The following is a 23,151-nucleotide window of genomic DNA, read 5'->3' as shown; positions in this document are numbered from 1 at the left end:
AAATTTGATTTACCAGATAAACCAAGTATTAAAAAAGGAATACTCAAATGAGCGCAAAAATAGTTTCTGATTTACATTATGTGCCTGCAAATGCTTCAAATCGCATCACAACATTATTTCTGATATTTTTAGAAGAACAGTTTTCAAGTGCTGAACAAAGAAAGGAATACAAACTTCGTTCGGCTTCAGGATTTGCAAATCAGCTTAATATTCATGTAAACCATCTTAACAGGGCAGTAAAAGATGTAACAGGTAAAACAACTTCCGATTTAATTAGTAATCGGTTTATAAAAGAAGCTAAAAAACTTCTAACTAAAACAACACTAAACATTTCAGAAATTAGCTATGCATTAGGTTTTACAGAAACCTCTAATTTCAACGGATTTTTTAAAAAGCATGTTAAAATAAGTCCATCAAAATATAGAAAGCTTAATACCTTTTACTCATGGAAAAGTGGATTTGGTGCAGTGAATTTCGAAACACCAACAGTTAAATAACTTAAGTATTCAAGCGAAATTATTAAAGCGCCAGATAAATAAGGTTCATAATTTTTTGGTTTTATAATGTATAAAATATTGCGCTTGCTGAAATAGTGCTCATCGCAAAAGAGATTAAAAAGATGAAATCTCCTCTCCAGATTTTGATCTGCTAAAATAAAAGAAGCAGTTTCTCCGGTTGGAATAAAACTATCGTGTTTTTTATCCTTAACACCACCAAATTCAGTGTAGTTTTTATTGTATAAAGGGTTTTTCGTTAAAAAAATATCAAACATTTCTGGTCTGATGTGTGGTGCTAAAGCTAATAGCAGAACTATTCTTTCTTCTGTACTTACATTATCTCGCTTAAGTACTTCTGCGTAGAAAGATTCATCGTTGCTAATGTCAGGTGGTTCAATATCGTAAATGCTCGAATGCTCGTGTTCTAAATTAAAGAAAGATTTAATTCTAATGTCTATTATTTTTTGAAGCCAGATAAGCTCCTGTTCTAATGCCTCAGCATTTTTTCTAACCATAACTTTCATTGGGAAATGCTTTAATTTCGATGAGTTAAGATAAGGATTATAATTAAATAAAAGATATTTTTAGTGTGTAAATCCTTGAATGATTGTTTATTGGCAATGTTATTGTAAGATGGTTATTATTGCTAAAATTCAAATTCCAGCTGGTTATCTCTTGCGCTGTCATCAATTAAATCATCGTAAAAACGAGAAACTGTAATGCCTAATAATCTAACCCTCGAAAAACCTATTTCAGCCTCGCTGAGTAAAATCAAAGCTTCTTTATAAATAGATTCAGCTTTATCAATCGGCTGTGCAAACGAACGGCTTCTTGTTATTTGTTTAAAGTCTTCGAACTTAATTTTAATGGTGATGGTTTTGCCTTTCAGCTGTTTTTGTTCAAGTCGTTTTGCAACCGTTTGGCTAATTTGGTTTAAAAGATTGTGCATAACAGAAACATCGCTAGTATCGGTAGCAAATGTATCTTCTGCACCAACAGATTTTGTTTCGCGATGTGCCTGAACGGGGCGTTCGTCAATGCCACGAACTATTTTGTAGTAGAATTTCCCGGTTTTACCAAATTGAGCAATTAGTTGTTGTTCCGTAAGTTTCTTTAAATCCAAACCATTATTTAACTGCATCGCTTTCATTCTTGCGGCGGTTACCTTACCCACACCGAAGAACTTTTCAACCGGCAGTTTTTCCATAAAAGCTTTTATTTTTGAAGGACCGATAAAAGTTAAACCATCGGGTTTGTTCATGTCTGATGCAATCTTCGCCACAAACTTATTTATCGAAACACCAGCCGAAGCAGTAAGATTCAACTCGTTTTTAATTGCATCTTTTATAGATTGCGCAATATCTATCGCCGAACCAATGTTGAGTTTGTCTTCGGTAACATCAAGATAAGCTTCATCTAAGGAAAGTGGTTCAATAATATCTGTGTATCGACTAAAAATCTCTCTGATAGATTTAGAAACTGCGATGTACGCATCAAACCTCGGATAAACAAATATTGCAGTTGGGCATAACTGATAAGCCTTGCTGCAAGACATTGCAGAACGGATTCCAAACTGACGAGCTTCATAACTGGCTGTTGCCACAACACCTCTGCTATCGGGTTTTCCACCAACAACTAAAGGTCTGCCTCTATATTCTGGAAAATCACGTTGTTCTACAGATGCATAGAACGCATCCATATCAATGTGAATGATTTTCCTAAAATTTTGTTTGTCTTGCTCCAGCATTAATACTCTAAAATCGGGTTTTTATCTTGAAAATTGATTTAGATTTTTTTTCTTTACAAAATATGGAAAGAGCAATCAGGTTTTACAAAAATGCAAAAGGTGAATGGTATGCAGATATACCGGAGTGGGGAGGCGATCCGGCCGACTTACAAATGGTAGAAGGAGCGGATGAATTGCTGGATTGGATTGCTACATCGAATGATGAATGTAAAATTATCTGGGCAGATAATCACATGCCTGATGCCGAACAGCTTAAACTTGTTTATACCCGTGAAGAAAATTTGGGGGGAGGTGGCGATTATTTACTAGAATACTTTAACGGAAACCACATAAACCACAAATTATGGCTTTGTTACGTTACTGAATTTGTTTTTAAATCGCTGCCAGAAATTATTTATTTTAAGGGCACTGATGACCAAACTCCATAAGTGGAAATATCGCCATCATTCGCTGTTAAGTTAAATGCAATAAAAATGTGAGTAAATCTAATTCAATAATAAATCAACTTTGTTTAACAATGAGTCCATTTCAAATGGCTTTTCCATAAAATCATTTGCGCCTGCATCTAATGCCGATTGTTTTATATCGCGACTTGCAGAAATCATTAATATTGGAATGCCGCTGTAATCAGGATCGCTTTTGAGTTGTTTGCAAATATCTCTGCCGTCATGTCCGCTCATCCAAATATCTAAGAGTATTAAATCGGGTTTTTTCTTTACGGCGTCTAAAACTGCACCACCATCATAAGTAAAATCTACCTCATAACCCATAACTTCTAATATCATCGAAACTGCATCGACTATGCCCTCATCATCGTCTGCAATAAGAATTTTTTTAGTTCCCATTAAATTTATTCAAGTACTTGTGTTTGCTTGATTTCAGATACAACTGAATTTCAATACAGTATTAATACTTAATGCTTGTGTTTTGTTTTAATTAATAAATATTTCTTTGCTTTTATAAGTTTATGTGTCTCAATGTATGAGTTTATTTACATAATTACGGCTTTTTGTGGTTTTTTTGATTTTTTAAAATTCGACGTATTAGTGTTATAATATTTTATATTTACAGCAGAATTTTTACAATTATAAGGTTTGTTAACCAAAATGGATAGTATTAATATAAAGAAATTAGCAGAAGCTTTAAATTTATCTACCTCTACAATTTCAAGAGCTTTTAGAGATAATAGTGATATAAAGGCAGATACGAAAGCACTGATTTTGGCTAAAGCTAAAGAATTAAACTACCAACCAAACCATTATGCAAGTAATTTACGCGAGCAAAAAAGTAAAACTATTGCAGTAATTGTTCCGGAACTTGCCAACAATTATTTCTCGCAGGCCATACATGGCATTGAACGGGTTGCCCGGGAAAATGGTTATCACATTCTGATTTATGTTACAGATGATGATTTTAATAAAGAAATTAATTTCATCAGGCATTTGCACAACGGTAGGGCAGATGGAATTATAATGTCGGTTTCTGGTGAGGCAAATGACCACAATTATTTGAACAAGTTTGGTGCAAATCGTTTGCCGCTAGTGTTTTTCGATAGAATTTATGAAGACATTGAAACGCCACGCGTTATTACAAATGATTATAACAGCAGTTTCTTGGCAACCGAACATTTAATTGAGCAAGGTTGCAAAAGAATTGCTTATCTGGTTGTAAATAAAAGTTTATCAATCGGTAAAACACGTATGCAGGGTTATATAGATGCATTAGCAAAACATAACGTAATTTTTGAGGAACAATTAATTGTTGATTGCAGCAATAGTTACGAAGAAAACAGTATAATTATAAAAGATGCTTTAACACAATTAAAACCTGATGGTGTTTTCACATCTGTTGAGCGTTTAGCTTTTGCAACATACTATGCTTGCTACGATTTAAATATATCCATTCCTAATGAGTTAAAGGTAATCAGTTTTTCAAGTCTGGAAATTGCGCCGCTTTTAAATCCATCATTAACAACTATAACCCAGCCCGCTACCGAAATTGGTACGGAAGCTGCCAAAATGCTCTTCAGAGTTTTGGATCAGAAAAGTGATAAAAACAGCTCTTTAGAAGTAGTTTTGCAGTCTAAAATAATCATGCGAAATTCGACTTCAAATTCGCCTGAAAAGCGTTAAAAATCGTCTCCATTTTTCAACGTTTTTTTGATAAAAAATATACTCACTTAGTGTATTTTAAGCAGAATTTTTGATTTTCTTCGGGAACGTTCCCGAAAATTATTCTTAATTGCGCTGAAAATAGCCGGGAACGTTCCCGAAAATGGAGCTAAAAATCACTTAGTGTAAAAAATACACTTTAAATTTGTTTTTTGTTTTTGTAAAATATTTAATATCAATTAATTATAAATATAATACTCAGACTATATGAATTTTAATTTTCAAAAATTTATTGATTTTTAAATAAAAAACTAACCCTAAAATATCGCCAAAAATATATTTTTTAAATAAATTTTGAATTATGATTTAGTGCTGTAAATTAGTCGGGTGTGTAAATCACAATAATATTTAACCAAATTTTTATACTTAAAAGAGCTTCGAATATGAAAGTATTTTACCTGTTAAAACAGGGGCTTTTGATGCTGTTAGTTTTTTCAGCATTAATCGTAAAAGCACAAACCGGATCAGTTTCTGGTAAAGTGCTTGATGAAACCGGCCAACCATTGCCTGGTGCTTCCATTTTAGTTAAAGGAACTACCAGAAGTACATCAACAGATGCTGATGGTAATTTCAAACTGGCGGGTTTATCAACAGGTTCCCTAACCTTATCTGCAAGTTTTGTAGGTTACCAAACTATGGATAAGGCTGTAAGTGTTGCAGCAAACGCAACTGTTAGTTTCCAATTAGTGCCAGATGCACAAAAATTAAATGAAGTAGTTGTTATCGGTTATGGTACTGCCGAAAAGAAAAACCTAACAGGTTCAATTACAACAGTAAGTGCTAAAGATTTCCAAAAAGGAACAATTACTACACCAGAGCAATTGATTCAAGGTAAAGTTGCGGGTGTTAACATCATCTCAGGTGGTGGTGCTCCAGGTGGCGGTAGTACTATTCGCGTTCGTGGTGGTGCTTCGTTAAATGCAAGTCTTGATCCGCTTATTGTTGTTGATGGAGTTCCTTTCAGTGGAAACAGTATTGGTAATGCACCTAGTCCTCTTTCTTTAATTAACCCGAATGATATAGAAACATTTACGGTATTAAAAGATGCGAATGCAACAGCTATTTACGGTTCAAGAGCATCAAACGGTGTAATTTTAATTACAACTAAAAAAGGAACATCTGGTGCTCCACAAATAAATTTAAGCACTAATAATTCAATTTCTACTGTAGCTAGAAAAGTAGATGTGCTTTCTGCGGATCAAGTTCGTGCATTTGTAAATGCCAATGGTAATGCTACCCAAATAGCTTTATTGGGCACTGCTAATACAGATTGGCAAGATGAAATTTACAGAACTGCTTTTACAACAGATAACAATTTAAGTCTTTCTGGTTCATTTAAAGGTGTTCCTTATCGTGTTTCAGCAGGTTATTTAGAACAAGAAGGTGTTGTAATTACCAGTAAATTAAAAAGAGCTACAGGTGCTTTCTCAATTTCACCAAAATTATTTCAAGATCATTTAAAAATCGAGTTAAATTTAAAAGGCTCATTAACTGATTCTCAATATCCAAATGATGGAGCAATTGGCGCTGCCATTCAGTTCGACCCAACACAACCGGTTAATGCTACAAATAAATTTGGAAATTACTTCGAATGGATTACATCTGCTGGAGTTCCAAATCCAAACGCACCTCGTAACCCTGTTGCATTAATCAGGCAACAAGATAATCATGGCAATGCAGCAAGAAGTTTTGGTAACGTTAAATTGGATTATTCTTTCCATTTCTTACCAGAATTACATGCCGTAGTAAATGTAGGTTACGATTATTCAAAAGGATATGGACGTACAATTGTTCCTATTTTTGCAGCACAAAGTTTTTCAACTGAAGGTTCTTTTTCTAGAAGATTAAATACAGAGATGAATAAATTCTCTGAAGCTTATTTAACTTATGCTAAAACAATAGGTAAAAGCAGATTTGATTTTACCGGTGGTTATGGCTATTACGATGATGCCGTTACTAATTATAATTATGCAACTTACAGAGGTACCGGGGTTTTACAAACTACACCAGTTTTCCCATTCTCAATTGATCAAAATAAATTACTTTCTTACTACGGTCGTTTCAATTACACTTTAGCTGATAAATATATTCTATCAGGTACTATGAGGGCTGATGCTTCATCAAAATTTGCAGAAAACAATCGTTGGGGTTATTTTCCATCAGTTGGTTTTACCTGGAGAGTTATAGGCGAAGATTTCTTGAAAGACAGCAAAGTATTATCTGATTTGAAATTAAGACTAACCTATGGTGAAACTGGTAATAAAGATGGTATTGGTAATTATGATTATTTATCTAAATACTATGCTAGCACCAATAATGGTCAGTATCAGGTTGGAAACACTTTCTACAATTATTACAGTCCGGCAGGTTACGACCCAGATTTAAAATGGGAATCTACAACTACTTATAATGCTGGTTTAGATTATGGATTTTTACAAGGCAGATTGTATGGTAGTATTGATGCTTATTACAAAAAAACCAAAGATTTATTAAGTACTGTAACCATACCAGTAGGAACAAACTTTAGTAACGTTTTAACTACCAATGTTGGTAACATGGAAGTTAGAGGTGCTGAGGTAAGCTTAAATTATGTTGCAATTAAAACAGAAAATACAACTTGGGATATTGGTGTAAACGGTGCTTACAATAAAAGAAAGGTTACTAACTTAACATTAAATCCTAATTCAGGTTTTAAAATTGATGCTGGTGATATTACCGGAGGTACTGGTATTCACTTAAAATACAATGCTGTAAATCAATTACCAGGTTCGTTTTTTGTATATAAACAAGTATACAACGCTGATGGAAAACCATTAGAAGGTGTTTACGAAGATTTAAATAAAGATGGTGTCGTTAACGATGGTGACCAGTATTTTTACAAATCACCTGATCCGGTAATTACATTGGGTTTCAATACATCTTTCACATACAAAAGATGGACAGCAAGCACCGTATTAAGAGCAAATTTAGGTAACTATATTTACGATAATATTTCTTCTAACTTCGGTATCAGAAATAATGTGTTAAGCACACAAGGTATATTAAATAATTCTACATCAGATTTATTTAATACCAATTTTTCAGGAGCATCTGGTGTTCAGTACTTAAGCGATTATTACATCAGAAATGCATCGTTCTTAAAAATGGATAATCTTGGCTTATCATACAATGTAGGTAAATTATCCAAAAATGGTAATGCTTCAATGCGTATCTCGGCAAACTGCCAAAATGTATTTGTCGTATCTCAGTACAAAGGGATAGATCCTGAATCAGTTTCAGGTATCGATTATAACTTGTATCCTCGTCCGAGAACATACACATTAGGTTTAAATGTTGGGTTTTAATTATTAAATAGCAATGAACACTAATAATCTATACACCCAAAAAACAAGTGCAGAGATTACTGTGAACAATACCTATCAACGAAAAAATATGAAAATGAAAGATTCATTTAAAATATTAGTGGCATCAGGATTACTACTGGTGACATTAAATTCATGCAAGAAAGAGTCATTTAATTTAACACCAACTAATGATGTAACATCTGCTACTGTTTATGCAACTCCGGCAGGATATAAAAATAGTTTAGTTAAATTATATGCAACTTATGCACTAACTAGTCCGTCTGGTTCTGATAATAGTGATGTAGGTGGATTAAATGCTGGTTACGCAGATTTTCTACGTCTATTTTGGACATCTCAAGAGTTAGTTACCGATGAAGCAATTTGTGCTTGGGGCGATGTTGGTATTCCGGAATTAGATTTTGGTACTCCAACACCAGATAACCAATTTTTACGTGGTTTATATTCGAGAAGTGTATTGCAAATTACTTTTTGCAATGAATTCTTACGTGAAAGTACACCAGAAAAATTAGCAAGCAGAAATATCACTGGTGCTGATGCAACAGCGATTACAAAGTATCGTGCTGAGGCTCGTTTTTTACGTGCTTTTCAATATTGGGTTTTACTTGATGCTTTCGGTAATCCACCATTTGTAACGGAAGATGATAATATTGGTAAAGTTAATCCAAAACAAATTCAAAGACCAGCATTATTCAATTACATAGAATCTGAATTGAAAGCTATTGAAAGCGATTTAGCAGAACCAATAGCAAATGAATATGGTCGTGCTGATAAAGGTGCAGATTGGGCATTGTTAGCTAGATTATACCTAAATGCTCAAGTTTACACTGGCACGGCAAAATATACTGAAGCCATTACTTATTCAAGCAAAGTTATCAATGGTGGTTATAAATTAAAAGCAAACTATATGGATTTGTTTAAAGCAGATAACGATGTAAACAATACTGAAAACATCTTAACCATTAACTATGATGGTATAAACGGAACCAATTATGGCGGAACAACATTTTTAATTAATGCCGGTATCAATGCAGATATGAACCCAACAAGTTTTGGTGTGCCTGCAGGTGGTTGGGGCGGTAACAGAACCCGTCAGAATTTGCCAAATTTATTTCCAGATGCTAATGGAACTTTAGATACACGAGGTGTGTTTTTTGGAGCAAAGAGAAATGTTGATGCAGTTGGAGAATTTACAGATGGTTTACGTGTAACGAAATTTAAAAACATAACATCATCAGGCGCACCTGGCAGATCTTTAAATGGAACCTTCAGTTCTTTAGATTTTGCTTTATTCCGTTTGGCTGAACAATATTTAATTTATGGAGAAGCTGTTGCCCGTGGTGGTTCTGGTGGTACTGTGGCACAAGCTTTAACTTACGTAAATGCTTTACGTTTCAGAGCTTACGGAAATACATCAGGCAATGTAAGTGCAGCGGCATTAACAACTGATTTTTATTTAGATGAGCGTGGTCGTGAGTTATACTGGGAAGCACACCGTCGTACGGATTTAATTCGTTTCGGTAAATTTACAGGCTCTTCATACATATGGCCATTTAAAGGTGGTACGCAAGCAGGTACTTCGTTGCCAGCTTTCCGTAATCTTTATCCGCTTCCATTAGCAGATTTAATTGCTAATCCGAATTTGGTTCAAAACACAGGTTATTAATCTTTATTTATAAAAGATATGAAATCAATATTTTTCAAATCCTTAGCTATCTGCTTTATAGCATTATCGCTTTGGTCATGTAAAAAAGATGAAACCAGAACGGTTTCAAATATTACGCCAGCAGGTACACTGGCAGCTTCTACTACAACGCTAAATTTAGTTCAAAGTAGCGCTACATTGCCTGCGGTAACTTTAAGTTATCCTTTGGCTACGTCTACTGGTTATGTTGTACCAGTTACAACTACTTTACAATTTGGTTTAAAAGGAAGCAATTTTACACCGGTTAGAGAAATTGTTGTAACAAATAAAACCTATGCCCCAACTGTTACTGATGTAAATAACATGATTTTAGCTTTAGGTGGCAAGGTTGGAACTCCTGCACAAATTGAAGTAAGATTAAAATCAGGTGCAGCAGTTAATGATTTAACTTACTCAAACATTATTACTTTAAGTGCAACACCTTATTTAGCTTCTGCATGGATTTATGTTCCTGGTGCATACCAAGGCTGGAATCCAGCAACTGCTGATAGTTTGGTTTCTGTATCAAGCAATGGCGTTTACACAGGTATGATTGCTTACACAGCTGGTAACTTAGAATTTAAAGTAACACCTGCAAAAAAATGGGATATTGCTTTTGGCGATGCAGGTGCTGGTAAAATCAGTTCGAGCGCTGGCGATAACTTAAAATCGCCTGATGCAGTTGTTAAACAGGTTACTGTTGATTTAAACAAAAACACTATCGTTTTTGGTACACCAAGCGAGTGGGCTTTAATTGGCGATGCAACACCAGGTGGTTGGAATACCGATACAGATATGAAAGTTACTAATGATGGTAAAGGACTTGTTTACACATTAAAAACAAATTTAACCGTTGGTGAATTCAAATTCCGTTTCGGTCACGCCTGGGACATTAATTTAGGTGGCGATGCAACCCTAACCTTAAATGGTGGAAATATTAAAGTTGCAACTGCAGGTACTTATACAGTTACACTTACAGTAGTAAAAGCTGCTGATAAAGTAACTGGTGGTTCTTATACTATAGTTAAAAACTAATTTTTATTAATCGCCCCGTAGTAAATTCTACTGCGGGGCTTTTTAATCTCTTAAAGTCTCAACATGATCAGATCCCTCTACTTAATATTTCGCTCCCACATATATAATGTTCAGACTAATTTCAGCTCTACTGGAATAAAGATAATTTCATTTTGCTTAATACTACTTTCCTTTTGTATTAACTTATCCGCTCAAAAATTAGAGCGTATCGAACCAATGTTTTGGTTCTCAGGGATGAAAAATCCTAAATTACAATTACTTGTTCATGGCGATAATATTGCTGCAAGTACAATCTCTCTAACTTATCCAGGTGTAAAACTGGTTAAGGTTAACAAAGTTGAAAATCCTAATTACCTTTTTGTTGATTTAGAAATCTCTGCATCAGCAAAGGCAGGTAAATTCCCTATAAATTTTTCTGCCAACGGCAAAAAACTATTTTCTTACACTTACGAATTAAAAAACCGCGACAAAAGTGCGACCAGAATTCAAGGTGTAACACAAAAAGATTTTATTTATTTATTGATGCCCGATCGCTTCTCAAACGGCGATAAAAGCAATGATGTTGTTCAGGGTTTAACTGAAACTGCATTAAATCGCGATAGCATGTACTACCGCCACGGTGGTGATATTCAGGGCGTGATTAACCATTTAGATTATCTTAAAGATTTAGGAATTACCACAGTGTGGATGACTCCTGAAATTGAAAACGACATGCCTCAAGCTTCTTATCATGGTTATGCTGCTACAGATCATTATAAAATTGATCCACGTTACGGAACTAACGAGCTATTTAAGAAATACGTTGAAACTGCACATGCTAAAGGCATGAAGATTATAAAAGATATTGTGCACAACCATATCGGTACCGGACATTGGTTTTTTAAAGATTTACCAATGAAAAATTGGGTGCATCAATGGCCAAAATATACTCAAACAAATTACCGCGACCAAACGGTTATGGATACTCATGCATCTGAAGCTGATAGAAAAAAAATGCTTGATGGATGGTTTGTACCGTCAATGCCAGATTTAAATCAGAAAAATCCTTACGTTCAAAATTACCTTACACAAAACCACATCTGGTGGATTGAATATGCAGGGATTGATGGTCTGCGTTTAGATACATATCCTTATAATGATCCTGAATACATGGCAGATTGGGCAATTAAGTTAAGAAAGGAATTTCCCAATCTATCTGTATTTGGTGAAACCTTTGTTCATGGTGTAGCTAATCAGGCTTATTTTACAGGTGGAAATACAGTTAACCGCGGTTTCGATACACACTTACCAGGTATTACAGATATGGCGGTTAAAGAAGGCATTTATGAAGCTTTGAATGGTAAAAATGGCTGGACCGATGGTATAAACCGTTTGTATGATGTTGTTGCCCACGATTTTTTATACAAAGACCCATCGTTAAATTGCATAGCTTTAGATAACCATGATATGAGTCGTTTTTATTCCGTTGTGAATGAAGATTTCGATAAATATAAAATGGGAATGGCACTTTTATTAACCATGCGTGGTATTCCACAAATGTATTACGGAACAGAAATTTTGATGAAGAATTTTTCCAATCCTGATGGTTTGGTTCGTTCTGATTTTCCTGGCGGATGGGATGGTGATAAAAAGGATAAGTTCATCGCCGATGGCAGAACAAATAAAGAAAACGAAGCATTTACTTTTGTGAAAACTTTAGCAAATTACCGTAAAAACAGTCCGACTTTACAAACTGGAAAATTAATGCAATTTGTGCCAGAGGATGATATTTATGTTTATTTCCGTTACAACAAAATGGCTAAAGGTTCAGTGATGGTTATCTCAAATAATACAGAGAAAGAAAAAACATTAAATACCGAAAGATTTGCAGAACGGACAGCAGGAATCACAACTGTAAAAAACATTATTACAGGAGAAACTGTATCATTTAAAGAAATTAAAGTTCCGTCAAAAACGACTTTAGTTTTGGAGTTAAATTAAAGCTAAAAGCAGAATGCGAACTATCCTGATATTTGATACTCGCTACTAAAATACTATCAAACAATGCAAGAAACATCTCACATTTCACATCTCACATCTTCCATAAAAGCCTGTCTTTTTGATTTGGATGGTGTACTGGTAGATACCGCAGTTTATCATTATCAAGCCTGGAAACGTTTGGCCAATACTATGGGTTTCGATTTTACCGAAGAACAAAACGAGCAATTGAAAGGCGTAAGCCGTGTAGAAAGCTTGAATAAAATTTTGGCTTGGGGCAATGTAGAAAAAACAGATGCTGAAAAAGAAGAATTGGCTACGCTGAAAAACAGCTGGTATGTAGATATGATTACCAAAATGACACCTGCTGAGGTTTTACCTGGGACAGTTGATTTTTTAACCGAAATTCATAAAGCGGGTTATAAATTGGCTTTAGGTTCTGCAAGTAAAAACTCTGGAATTATTCTAGAACGCACCAATCTGGCTCATTTCTTTGATGAAATTGTAGATGGCAATATGGTTACGAAATCAAAACCAGACCCAGAGGTTTTTTTAAAAGGCGCTGAGCTTTTAGGATTCAAACCTGATGAATGTGCGGTGTTTGAAGATGCCGTTGCAGGTGTTGAAGCCGCAAAACGCGGTGGCATGAAAGCCATCGGTATTGGCGAAAAAAGTGTGCTTACCGAAGCTGATGTCGTGGTAAGTGGATTAGATAAATTAACAGTTAAGGATTTAGAAGAGTTATAAGTTAGCCAATGCCGTCATTGCGAGGCACGAAGCAATCTTAAAGCGAAAGAAATTCAAATCAATTGTGGGGATGAACGCTCTGAAAGGAGATTGCTTCGTGCCCCTCAATGACGAAAGCATAAAAGATGAAGAATTACATTAAAGCAGATGAGTGGAACATTATCGAAGAAGGCTTTGATCCACATTTAAATAAAATTTCGGAAAGTATTTTCAGTTTAGGTAATGGCCGAATGGGTCAGCGTGCTAATTTTGAAGAAACTTATACTGGCGAAACCCTTTTGGGTAATTATGTTGCTGGCGTTTATTATCCAGATAAAACCCGAGTAGGTTGGTGGAAAAACGGCTATCCAGAATATTTTGCCAAAGTTTTAAATGCAGCAAACTGGGTGGGCATCGAAGTAAAATTGGATGATGAAATCTTAGATTTGGCAACCGCCGAAGTAAGCGATTTCAAACGTGTGCTGAATATGCATGCTGGTGTTTTGGAACGTACTTTCACGGCAAAATTGAAAAGTGGTAAAACGGTAAAAGTTAAAGCAACTCGTTTTTGCAGCATAGCTGATGATGAGGTTGGCGCAATCCGCTACAGCATTACATCTTTAAACTTTGATGGTAAAATCACATTGATGCCTTTCATCGATGGCGATATCAAAAATCAAGATAGCAACTACGATGAAAAATTCTGGACAATGGTTTCAGATGAAATCACAGGTTCGGAAGCTTACATCAAACTAAGAACAAAGAAAACGGAGTTTGAGGTTTGCACAGGGAGCAACATTGAATTGTATAAAAATTCGGAGAAAGTAAGCATTAACCCAGAAGCTGTTCGCAAGGAAAAATTCGTTGGGCAATCTTTTTCAGTTGATGTAAAGGCGAACGAAGAAATCACTTTGATTAAAATCGCTGCTAATTTATCTTCAGAAAACTATCCAAAAGAAGCACTTTTAGAAGAAGCGAAATCAGTTATCGCGAAAGCAACAGCTAAAGGTTTCAATACCTTATTAAAAGAGCAAACAGAAGCCTGGGCGAAAAAATGGGAAGAAAGCGATATCATAATTGAAGGCGATGTTTCGGCTCAACAGGCTATCCGTTTCAATATTTTCCAACTGTTCCAGACTTATACAGGTAAAGATGACAGGTTAAATATCGGTCCGAAAGGTTTTACTGGCGAGAAATACGGCGGTTCTACTTACTGGGATACCGAAGCTTATTGTGTACCATTTTACTTGGCAACTGCTCCGCAGGAAGTAAGTAAAAATCTACTGGTTTATCGCCATAAACAATTGGGCAAAGCGATAGAAAATGCAGCTAAATTAGGTTTCAAAGATGGTGCTGCTTTATATCCAATGGTTACCATGAATGGCGAAGAATGCCACAATGAGTGGGAAATTACTTTTGAAGAAATCCATCGTAATGGCGCTATTGCATTCGCAATTTTCAATTACATCCGTTACACTGGCGATGAAAGTTATTTATCAGATTTCGGTTTAGAAGTTTTAATCGGCATTGCCCGTTTCTGGAAACAACGTGTAAACTGGAGTGGCGAAAAACAGCAATATGTAATGTTGGGCGTTACTGGTCCGAATGAATACGAAAACAACGTAAACAACAACTGGTACACCAATTTATTAGCAACCTGGTGCATGAAATATGCAACCGAAGCTGCTGAAATTGTAAAAACTCAGCAACCAGAAAAATATAACAGCTTATTAAAAAGCTTAAATTTCGACGCTAAAGAATTTGCCGATTGGGCAGATATTATCGAGAAAATGTATTATCCGGAAGATAAAAATCTTGGTATTTTCTTACAGCAAGATGGATATTTGGATAAGGAACAAACCTTGGTTAAAGATTTGCCGGCAAGCGAAAGACCAATTAACCAGAAATGGAGTTGGGATAGAATTTTGCGTTCGCCATTTATCAAACAAGCTGATGTTTTACAGGGATTATATTTCTTTGAAGAAGATTACGATTTAGAAACCATCAGAAGAAACTTCGATTTTTATGAGCCTCGTACGGTTCACGAAAGTTCTTTATCGCCTTGCGTACACAGTATTTTAGCGGCAAAATTAAATGATGAAGCCCGTGCCTACGAATTCTATTTGCGTACCGCCCGTTTAGATTTAGACGATTATAACAACGATACAGAAGATGGTTTGCATATCACATCGATGGCTGGAACCTGGATGAGCGTGGTTGAGGGTTTCGCAGGTATGCGTGTTCGCGATGGTAAATTGCAATTCAATCCTTTCTTGCCAACGCAATGGAAATCGTTCTCGTTTACCATTGGTTTCAGAGGTGCAACCTTGAAAGTGAACATCACAGAAAACGGCATCAACATTAAAAATAACAATGATGTTGATTTAGAAATCGGTATCAGAAACCAGGTTTATAAACTGGCTGGAAACGCAGAAATCGAAGTGAATAACGCGGAGTTGGTATGATTAAGGTGAAGGGTTTAGAGGTTGAGGGTATAGGGTTTAAACCTCAAGCCTTAATAAGTGGAAAGGTTTTCTTTGCTTCATGCTTTACTCCACTTGGAGGTGGCACAAGGAGGATTTTAGCACTTTCCATCATCTTTACCATTCTTTCATCATCATCATTTGCACAAAAAAAGAGTAAAAAAATGAACGATAAACAAATCGTTATATATCAGTTATTGCCGCGTTTATTCGGGAATAAAAATACAGCTAACATCCCTTACGGCACCATTGAACAAAACGGTTCGGGGAAGTTTAATGATATTACGGATAAAGCTTTAGATGGCATAAAAGAGCTTCATGTCAATTACGTTTGGTACACGGGTGCTATCGCTCACGCCAGTTTAACCGATTATTCTGCTTATGGAATTAAGGTTGATGATGCGGATGTGGTTAAAGGCAGAGCGGGTTCGCCTTACGCCATTCGCGATTACTATGATGTAAATCCTGATTTAGCAGTTGATGTGAAGAATCGAATGAAAGAGTTCGAATCTTTGGTAAAAAGAACACACGCTAAAAACCTGAAAGTAATTATCGATTTCGTTCCAAACCATGTAGCCAGAAGTTATCATTCTTACGCCAAACCAAAAAATGTAGTTGATTTTGGTGCGAAGGATGATGTAACTAAAGGTTTTAGTCCACAGAACGATTTTTACTATATCCCTGGTCAGCCTTTTGTGGTGCCGACCAATAGACAAAAAACGCCATTATCTGCTTTGCAGGATGGAAAGTTTGATGAAAATCCAGCGAAAGCAACGGGCAATGATGCTTTTACAGCATCGCCGAAATATGACGATTGGTACGAAACCATTAAGTTAAATTATGGTGTTGATTACCAAAACGGCAGACAAAATCACTTCGAACCTATTCCACCAGTGTGGACTAAAATGAGAGATATTTTAATCTTCTGGACGAAAAAAGATGTTGATGGTTTTCGTTGTGATATGGCCGAAATGGTGCCTATTGCCTTCTGGAACTGGGTTATTCCTCAGGTGAAACAAGTTAATCCAGATTTAATTTTCTTGGGCGAAGCTTATAATCCACAAGTTTACAAACAATATCTGGAGGAAGGAAAATTCGATTATCTATATGATAAAGTTGGATTGTATGATGGATTGAAAAGATTAATCAGAAACGAACCTCATGCAGATGTAGCCGCTATTCGTTATGTATGGCAGAAAGAAAGTGCTGGTTTTGGCAAAAATATGTTGCGCTTTTTAGAAAACCATGACGAGGAGCGGATTGCATCGGCAGGATTTGCCGGAAAAGCTGAACTGGCTTTGCCTGCAATGGTGGTTTCGGCAACTTTAGGTTCTGGGCCAGTGATGCTTTATTTCGGTCAGGAAGTTGGCGAACCAGGAAAAGGTGCAGAAGGTTTTGGTGGCGATGATAACCGCACCACGATTTTCGATTATTGGGGCGTTCCAAATCATCAGAAATGGATGAATGGCGGTTTGTTCGATGGTCATAAATTAAATGCTGCACAACAAAATTTAAGGGCTTATTACAAACAGCTTTTAAAAGTAACTTCAACAAGTGATGCAGTTGTAAACGGCGAAATTTATGATGTTCCGCAAGCTGGAAATATGAATAACCGTATGTATGCTTTTATTCGTTATTCGGGCAAACAACGTTTATTGGTTGTGGCAAACTTCGATAGAAATGAAACTTTAGAAGCCAATATCGAAATCCCTGACCATATTTTAAAAGTTAAGAACTCTTCTCCGGTAACGGATTTATTATCGGATAGAAAATTAAATATACCAGCAGGAACGAGCATTCCTGTTAAACTTGGACCGGTTTCGGCACAAGTGATAGAATTTTAAACCAATAAAATTAACCGCAAAGAACGCAAAGATTTTCGCAAAGTATACTAAGTGTAAACACCAAACTTTGCGTCCTTAGCGCTTTTTCGCTCTGCGCCCTTTGCGGTTAAATAAACCAAATACAATGAGCTTAAAAACAGTATTCGAGAACCCGAAATTAACCCTTGCACAAATTATTAATATGAGTGTAGGTTTCTTCGGAATCCAATTTGGTTGGGATTTACAACGTGCCAACATGGGGCGTATTTACGAAAACCTTGGCGCAAACCCCGACCAGGTTCCATTGTTGTTTTTAGCAGCACCATTAACTGGTCTTTTGGTTCAACCGATTATTGGTTATTTGAGCGATAGAACCTGGCATCCCAAATGGGGCAGAAGAAGACCTTATTTCATGATTGGTGCAATCGTGAGCAGTATCGCTTTAATTTTCATGCCGCACAGTAGTGTTTTATGGATGGCTGCAGGTTTACTTTGGATTTTAGATGTTTTTGGGAACATCGCGATGGAACCTTTCCGTGCTTTCGTTACCGATAAGTTACCTGACAGTCAGGTTAACCGTGGTTTTATTATGCAAAGCATGATGATTGGTTTGGGTGGAAGTATCGCTTCGGCACTACCTTGGTTAATGAACAATGTTTTTCATCTACAGAATACAGCAACTCAAGGCAACATCCCCGAAAATGTAAAATTCTCTTTTTATATCGGTGCATTTTTCTTTTTTGCTGCGGTACTGTGGACGGTTTTAACCACTAAAGAATATCCGCCACAAGAGGTTGATTTTAAAGAAAAAGTTTTGGAAAGCAATAAAGGTTTCGGCGGTGGTGCAAGGGAAATTTTCCATGCCCTAAAAAATATGCCGAAACGAATGCAAATTGTTTCTTTGGTGCAGTTTTTTACCTGGCCAGGTTTATTTTTAATGTGGTTTTATTACACCACGGCAGTTGCGGTAAACGTATTTGGTGGTAAAGATGCAGCCGACCCAATTTATGCTCAGGGTGCCGATTTCGGAAGTTTAACCTTAGCTTATTACAGCGTAATTACCTTTCTTTTCGCATTGGTTTTACCAAAAATCGCCGATGCTTTGGGCAGAAAAACTACCCACGCTTTATGTTTAATTTGTGGTGCAATTGGCTTAATCAGTGTGGCTTGGGTTCATGATAAAAACATGCTTTATGTATGTATGACAGGTGTCGGTATTGCCTGGGCAAGTATTCTTTCTATGCCTTACGCCATGTTAAGCGGCTCCTTACCTAAAGATAAAATCGGTATTTACATGGGGATTTTTAATTTCTTCATCGTATTACCAGAGATTATTGCCTCACTTGGCTTCGGATGGTTAATGCGAAATGTATTAAATAATGATAGACTTTTAGCAGTTCAACTTGGTGGAGGATTAATGATTCTAGCCGCTATGATTTGCTATTTATTTATCAGAGAACCAAAGAAAACGGATGAAGTTTTAGCTTCAGAACTGTCTATTGAAGAAAATAGGTCAGTGTAATATATTCCGTCATTGCGAGGTACGAAGCAATCTTAAAGCTATAGTATAAGATTGCTTTCCCGAAGCGTCGGGACAAGCTGTGCCTCGCAATGACGACTCCTCTATAACAATCCTAATCAAATGAAAAAAATCATCTACCTACTGCTGTTTGTAACAGCATTCCATACTTCCTGCAAAAAATCTTCTACCGATGGAGGAACAGAAACACCAACAAACCCAACGACAGATTTACCTGCTGGCGCAAAAGATGGCGTTGCTTTTATCAATAACGGCACATCGGCCATTGTAACGCTTTACGCACCTGGGAAAAACTCGGTTTCGTTAATTGGTGAATTTAACGATTGGTCGACAACGGCTTCTGTGATGAAGAAAACCAGTGATGGAAATACCTGGTGGGTTCAAATTAATAATCTTAACCCTAACACCGAGTACGCTTATCAATTTTATGTTGATGGAAATTTAAAAGTTGCCGACCCTTACAGCGAGAAAGTTCTCGACCCGGATAATGATAAGTACATCACCTCGAGTGTTTATCCCAATTTGAAAGCTTATCCAACGGGAAAAACAACAGGGATTGTGAGTGTAATGCAAGCAAACCAGCCAACTTACACCTGGAAAAATAACAGTTTTACTCGACCAGAAAAAAATAATTTAGTGATTTATGAATTGCTCATTCGTGATTTTACCACCGAGCATACTTATGCGTCTACGTTAGCAAAGCTTGATTATTTAACTGGTTTAGGCATTAATGCAATTGAACTGATGCCGGTAAATGAATTTGAGGGGAATTTAAGCTGGGGTTATAATCCATCATTTTATTTTGCTGCGGATAAATATTACGGAACAAAAACAGCTTTACAAAACTTTATTGATGAATGCCACGGTAAAGGAATTGCTGTAATTATGGATATGGTTTTAAACCACTCATTCGGACAATCGCCGATGGTGCAATTATATTTTGATGGCTCGAAACCAACTGCAAATAGTCCTTGGTTTAATGTTGATGCCAAACATCCTTTTAATGTGGGTTACGATTTTAATCACGAAAGCGCAGCTACTAAAAAGTTCTCGAAAGATGTAATCAAATTCTGGATGCAGCAGTACAAAATTGATGGTTTCCGTTTCGATTTATCTAAAGGATTTACACAAACGCAATCTTCAGGAGATGATGTTTTCAGAAAATACGATGCAGGTAGAGTGGCCATCTGGAAAGATTACAATAGCTATATCAAAAGTATCGACGCGAATAACTTTTATGTGATATTAGAGCATTTCGCGGAAGAATCAGAAGAAAAAGTTTTGGCTGATGATGGTATGATGCTTTGGAATAATTTAAATTATAACATGAACGAAGCGACTATGGGTTGGTTAACCAATTCTAACTTTCAGTGGGGATTTTATGCAAATCATGGTTTTTCTAAATCAGAAAATCTGGTAGGTTATGGCGAAAGCCATGATGAGGAGCGTTTAAATTTCAAAAACATCACTTATGGAAACGTTTCGGGTAATTATGCAATCAAAGGGAATCTGGCCACATCATTAAAACGTGAGGAAATAGCTGCAGCATTTTTATTCGCCATACCAGGTCCGAAAATGGTTTGGCAATTTGGCGAATTGGGTTATGATGTAAACATCGATTTCAATGGCAGAACAGGAGAAAAACCAATCAAATGGGAATATTTTAACGAGCCAAATAGAAAAGCTTTGTATGATGTTTATGCGAAATTAATCAAGCTAAAAAGAAATAATTCCATTTTCAATTCTACCAACTCAACTTATAATTTAACAGGTGGAGTAAAATACATCAAGCTGGTTGAAGGTTCAAATACAGTAGTTGTTGTCGGGAATTTCGATGTGGTCAATCAAACTGCAAATGTAGATTTTGGTGCATCGGGAACTTGGATTGATGCCTTTGGAAGTAATGTTAACTTATCATCTAACAATTATACCGCAACATTAGCGCCCGGAGAATACCATGTATTTAGTAAGGTAGCTTTAAAATAAATTCGTTTAAATTTAGTGTGGCCGCCAATAATCTGGAAATTGAAAGAAAATCTGATTATTGGCGGCTATTTGTATTAATTTATCTCTATTTTAGCTAACCTTACCTTAACAACTAACTAATACATGGAGAACAAATTAGCGCATCATTTGCTGTGGGAACGATTACGTGCCGCCGATAAAGATGCTTTTTTTGATCTCTACAAAGAACTTTACTATCCACTGGTAAATTTTGGTATTAGGGTTTGTGCTGATGCAGATATTTCCAGCGAAGCTACCGATTTGGTTTTTACCACCATTTGGGAGAAACATGAAACTTTATCAAGAGTTGATAATGTGGAAGCCTACTTACGAACGTTTCTTAAACGGAAATTACTCCGAATCCTCGAACGTAAGAAAAAATTAAGCATTGCACTTAATAACGCAGGGGCAGATGGCGAATGGATGGAAATGAGTTACGAAGAATTTATCGTTAAAGTGCAAAGCGATGAATTGGTCAGACATCAGCTAAAAAATGCTTTGGAGAAACTCACTTTCAGGCAGAAGCAATTAATACACCTTAAGTTTTTTGATGGATTGAGTTACGAACAAATCGCCGAACAAACCAACCAAACCATTAAAACAGCTTACAATACCATTTATGATGCACTAAAAGTGCTGAGGAAAGAGTTTAAATCGTAACCGAAATTATCTATACATCTACGGGTAGGTTCTCTTATTTATACGAATGACTAGTCCACAACGTCATTCTCGCGAAAGCGTGAATCTTAAAGTGTTCGTTGTGCTCCAGCTTTAGGATTCCCACCCGCGTGGGAATGACGAATTTGTTTGATAATTTGGATTTTTCGGTTTTATTCTAAAATTTTATTTCCTCATCCTATACTGCTGCAACGCAGTTATTTCGTCATGTTAAAAAAAAGTTAAAATTTCTTTAGGAAAAAGTAAAGGTTTTGGGCACTGATATATAAAAGCCAAATAATAATGATTGATAGAAGTCACTTCAATTCAGAAGACTTTCTTGTTGATAGCACTTTCCAGCAATATTGTGCCGGAACAGACAAGCTATGTGTAGGATATTGGGAAAAATATATTAAGGCACATCCAGAGCAAGCTGAAGTTATAACAGAAGCTAAAAAATTATTTTTTATTCTAAGCGGAAACAAACAGCCAATAAATAATCAATTCGATAGTTTTAAAGAAAATTTTAATACTGCACCTAAAACATTAAAAATTAATCCTTCATGGTTAAAAATTGCAGCAGCAATTCTCCTAATTGGTTTAATTGGATTTATTTATCAAAACTACAATAATAAAATATCTGATGAACCAATAGCAGTTGCTCAAGTTTTTAAAACCAGCACTGGTGAAAGGAAAAAGATCACGTTAAGCGATGGTACAACAGTTCTATTGAATGCCAAGAGTTCGCTATCTGTGAGCAAAGACTTTAATACGAAATTACGTGAAGTGATTTTAACAGGTGAAGCCTATTTCGATGTTGTGCATAATAAAGAGAAACCATTTCAAGTTCATACGGCAGAGTTTAATATTAATGTGCTTGGAACATCTTTCAATGTAAAAGCTTACCCAGATGAAGTAACCTCAGAAGCGACCTTGATTAATGGCTTAATTACAATGGAGGCCGTTAATGGAAACGGTGGAACAATTACTTTAAAGCCTAGTCAGAAAGTTACATTTTACAAAAACTTACCTCAAACACAAGCTAAGAAAGTTTTAAAACCAGCTTCTACGCGACCGGAAATTACCATTAACCATTACACATTAATTAAGGATAGTACCATCGTAGAAACTGCATGGACCAAAAATCGGATTGAAATCTACGATCAGGATTTTGATGAGATAAAAGGTGTGCTGGAAAAGTGGTTTAATGTAGAAATTAAGTTTGCCGATCCTGAGATTGAAAAGTATCGCTTTACCGCAACATTTATCAACGAAAACATAGACCAGGTAATGTCGACATTACAGAAAGTAGAAAATTTTAAATATGAAATAAAAGGAAATCAAGTAATCATTTCTAAGTAGAAAAAAAGGACGGTGTTGGCGCACCGCCCTTAAATTCTTCTTTGATTAATCAAATGGCAGTTTATGCGCAAACAGATTGCTGC

Annotated in this window: 17 protein-coding genes; 14 read left to right on the top strand and 3 right to left on the bottom strand. The window is 36.0% G+C overall.

All coding sequences use genetic code 11. From position 1 onward, the window contains the following. Nucleotides 1-47 precede the first annotated feature (47 nt). Nucleotides 48-497, top strand: coding sequence for a helix-turn-helix domain-containing protein (locus tag ACO05K_RS13600; RefSeq protein WP_421944978.1), 450 nt, complete (start codon nt 48-50; stop codon nt 495-497). Here the strand turns inward: ACO05K_RS13600 and ACO05K_RS13595 are convergent. Together ACO05K_RS13595 and dinB are read right to left on the bottom strand one after the other, a co-directional pair. Then, on the bottom strand, nt 440-1,012 hold the full coding sequence (locus ACO05K_RS13595) for a hypothetical protein (protein WP_421944977.1): 573 nt from the start codon (nt 1,010-1,012) through the stop codon (nt 440-442). The genes ACO05K_RS13600 and ACO05K_RS13595 overlap by 58 nt on opposite strands. Before the next feature lie 131 nt (nt 1,013-1,143). Continuing rightward, the gene (dinB, locus tag ACO05K_RS13590; RefSeq protein ID WP_421944976.1) at nt 1,144-2,244 is read right to left on the bottom strand and encodes a DNA polymerase IV; all 1,101 of its coding nucleotides are present in this window, start codon (nt 2,242-2,244) and stop codon (nt 1,144-1,146) included. Nucleotides 2,245-2,306: 62 nt separating this feature from the next. Here dinB and ACO05K_RS13585 point away from each other — a divergent pair, with 62 nt between their 5' ends. Continuing rightward, on the top strand, nt 2,307-2,672 hold the full coding sequence (locus ACO05K_RS13585) for a DUF6717 family protein (RefSeq protein WP_421944975.1): 366 nt from the start codon (nt 2,307-2,309) through the stop codon (nt 2,670-2,672). A gap of 57 nt (nt 2,673-2,729) precedes the next feature. Here ACO05K_RS13585 and ACO05K_RS13580 read toward each other — a convergent pair whose 3' ends face one another. Further along, on the bottom strand, nt 2,730-3,089 hold the full coding sequence (locus ACO05K_RS13580) for a response regulator (protein WP_421944974.1): 360 nt from the start codon (nt 3,087-3,089) through the stop codon (nt 2,730-2,732). A gap of 261 nt (nt 3,090-3,350) precedes the next feature. Here ACO05K_RS13580 and ACO05K_RS13575 point away from each other — a divergent pair, with 261 nt between their 5' ends. The 12 genes from ACO05K_RS13575 to ACO05K_RS13520 all read left to right on the top strand — a co-directional run bounded on the left by ACO05K_RS13575 (nt 3,351) and on the right by ACO05K_RS13520 (nt 23,068). Continuing rightward, a complete protein-coding gene (locus tag ACO05K_RS13575; protein ID WP_421944973.1) occupies nt 3,351-4,376 on the top strand; it encodes a LacI family DNA-binding transcriptional regulator in 1,026 nt (341 codons plus the stop codon). Nucleotides 4,377-4,834: 458 nt separating this feature from the next. Continuing rightward, a complete protein-coding gene (locus tag ACO05K_RS13570) occupies nt 4,835-7,759 on the top strand; it encodes a SusC/RagA family TonB-linked outer membrane protein (RefSeq protein WP_421944972.1) in 2,925 nt (974 codons plus the stop codon). Nucleotides 7,760-7,853: 94 nt separating this feature from the next. Further along, nucleotides 7,854-9,443, top strand: coding sequence for a RagB/SusD family nutrient uptake outer membrane protein (locus tag ACO05K_RS13565; protein ID WP_421944971.1), 1,590 nt, complete (start codon nt 7,854-7,856; stop codon nt 9,441-9,443). 18 nt (nt 9,444-9,461) lie between these two features. Further along, nucleotides 9,462-10,496 carry a SusE domain-containing protein gene (locus ACO05K_RS13560; protein WP_421944970.1) on the top strand — a complete coding sequence of 345 codons (1,035 nt, stop codon included), beginning with the start codon at nt 9,462-9,464 and terminating at the stop codon, nt 10,494-10,496. Nucleotides 10,497-10,712: 216 nt separating this feature from the next. Then, a complete protein-coding gene (locus tag ACO05K_RS13555; RefSeq protein WP_421944969.1) occupies nt 10,713-12,476 on the top strand; it encodes a glycoside hydrolase family 13 protein in 1,764 nt (587 codons plus the stop codon). 63 nt (nt 12,477-12,539) lie between these two features. Further along, a complete protein-coding gene (gene pgmB, locus ACO05K_RS13550) occupies nt 12,540-13,220 on the top strand; it encodes a beta-phosphoglucomutase (RefSeq protein ID WP_421944968.1) in 681 nt (226 codons plus the stop codon). A 125-nt stretch (nt 13,221-13,345) separates the two neighbouring features. Then, on the top strand, nt 13,346-15,664 hold the full coding sequence (locus ACO05K_RS13545) for a glycoside hydrolase family 65 protein (RefSeq protein WP_421944967.1): 2,319 nt from the start codon (nt 13,346-13,348) through the stop codon (nt 15,662-15,664). After that, nucleotides 15,661-17,526, top strand: a complete 1,866-nt coding sequence (locus ACO05K_RS13540; protein WP_421944966.1) for an alpha-amylase family glycosyl hydrolase — start codon at nt 15,661-15,663, stop codon at nt 17,524-17,526. The genes ACO05K_RS13545 and ACO05K_RS13540 overlap by 4 nt, the downstream gene beginning before the upstream one ends. Nucleotides 17,527-17,650: 124 nt before the next feature. After that, nucleotides 17,651-19,027: an MFS transporter gene (locus ACO05K_RS13535; RefSeq protein WP_421944965.1), complete on the top strand. Its 1,377-nt coding sequence runs from the start codon at nt 17,651-17,653 to the stop codon at nt 19,025-19,027. A gap of 120 nt (nt 19,028-19,147) precedes the next feature. Next, the gene (locus ACO05K_RS13530; protein WP_421944964.1) at nt 19,148-21,031 is read left to right on the top strand and encodes an alpha-amylase family glycosyl hydrolase; all 1,884 of its coding nucleotides are present in this window, start codon (nt 19,148-19,150) and stop codon (nt 21,029-21,031) included. Nucleotides 21,032-21,154: 123 nt separating this feature from the next. Next, nucleotides 21,155-21,709: an RNA polymerase sigma factor gene (locus ACO05K_RS13525; protein ID WP_421944963.1), complete on the top strand. Its 555-nt coding sequence runs from the start codon at nt 21,155-21,157 to the stop codon at nt 21,707-21,709. Nucleotides 21,710-22,009: 300 nt separating this feature from the next. Next, nucleotides 22,010-23,068 (top strand): FecR family protein, encoded by a 1,059-nt coding sequence (locus ACO05K_RS13520; protein ID WP_421944962.1) that lies wholly within the window; start codon nt 22,010-22,012, stop codon nt 23,066-23,068. The last annotated feature ends 83 nt before the right edge of the window (nt 23,069-23,151 follow it).

Source organism: Pedobacter sp. (assembly GCF_965227205.1).
Lineage (GTDB): Bacteria > Bacteroidota > Bacteroidia > Sphingobacteriales > Sphingobacteriaceae > Pedobacter.
Note: the sequence above shows the minus strand (reverse complement) of the source record. Positions and strands in the feature narration are given on the sequence as shown.

Excerpts from the sequence above, each read along its gene's own strand:
- ACO05K_RS13600 (WP_421944978.1), top strand. The coding sequence starts at position 48 with ATGAGCGCAAAAATAGTTTCTGATTTACATTATGTGCCTGCAAATGCT.
- ACO05K_RS13595 (WP_421944977.1), bottom strand. The coding sequence starts at position 1,012 with ATGGTTAGAAAAAATGCTGAGGCATTAGAACAGGAGCTTATCTGGCTT.
- dinB (WP_421944976.1), bottom strand. The coding sequence starts at position 2,244 with ATGCTGGAGCAAGACAAACAAAATTTTAGGAAAATCATTCACATTGAT.
- ACO05K_RS13585 (WP_421944975.1), top strand. The coding sequence starts at position 2,307 with ATGGAAAGAGCAATCAGGTTTTACAAAAATGCAAAAGGTGAATGGTAT.
- ACO05K_RS13580 (WP_421944974.1), bottom strand. The coding sequence starts at position 3,089 with ATGGGAACTAAAAAAATTCTTATTGCAGACGATGATGAGGGCATAGTC.
- ACO05K_RS13575 (WP_421944973.1), top strand. The coding sequence starts at position 3,351 with ATGGATAGTATTAATATAAAGAAATTAGCAGAAGCTTTAAATTTATCT.
- ACO05K_RS13570 (WP_421944972.1), top strand. The coding sequence starts at position 4,835 with ATGCTGTTAGTTTTTTCAGCATTAATCGTAAAAGCACAAACCGGATCA.
- ACO05K_RS13565 (WP_421944971.1), top strand. The coding sequence starts at position 7,854 with ATGAAAGATTCATTTAAAATATTAGTGGCATCAGGATTACTACTGGTG.
- ACO05K_RS13560 (WP_421944970.1), top strand. The coding sequence starts at position 9,462 with ATGAAATCAATATTTTTCAAATCCTTAGCTATCTGCTTTATAGCATTA.
- ACO05K_RS13555 (WP_421944969.1), top strand. The coding sequence starts at position 10,713 with ATGTTTTGGTTCTCAGGGATGAAAAATCCTAAATTACAATTACTTGTT.
- pgmB (WP_421944968.1), top strand. The coding sequence starts at position 12,540 with ATGCAAGAAACATCTCACATTTCACATCTCACATCTTCCATAAAAGCC.
- ACO05K_RS13545 (WP_421944967.1), top strand. The coding sequence starts at position 13,346 with ATGAAGAATTACATTAAAGCAGATGAGTGGAACATTATCGAAGAAGGC.
- ACO05K_RS13540 (WP_421944966.1), top strand. The coding sequence starts at position 15,661 with ATGATTAAGGTGAAGGGTTTAGAGGTTGAGGGTATAGGGTTTAAACCT.
- ACO05K_RS13535 (WP_421944965.1), top strand. The coding sequence starts at position 17,651 with ATGAGCTTAAAAACAGTATTCGAGAACCCGAAATTAACCCTTGCACAA.
- ACO05K_RS13530 (WP_421944964.1), top strand. The coding sequence starts at position 19,148 with ATGAAAAAAATCATCTACCTACTGCTGTTTGTAACAGCATTCCATACT.
- ACO05K_RS13525 (WP_421944963.1), top strand. The coding sequence starts at position 21,155 with ATGGAGAACAAATTAGCGCATCATTTGCTGTGGGAACGATTACGTGCC.
- ACO05K_RS13520 (WP_421944962.1), top strand. The coding sequence starts at position 22,010 with ATGATTGATAGAAGTCACTTCAATTCAGAAGACTTTCTTGTTGATAGC.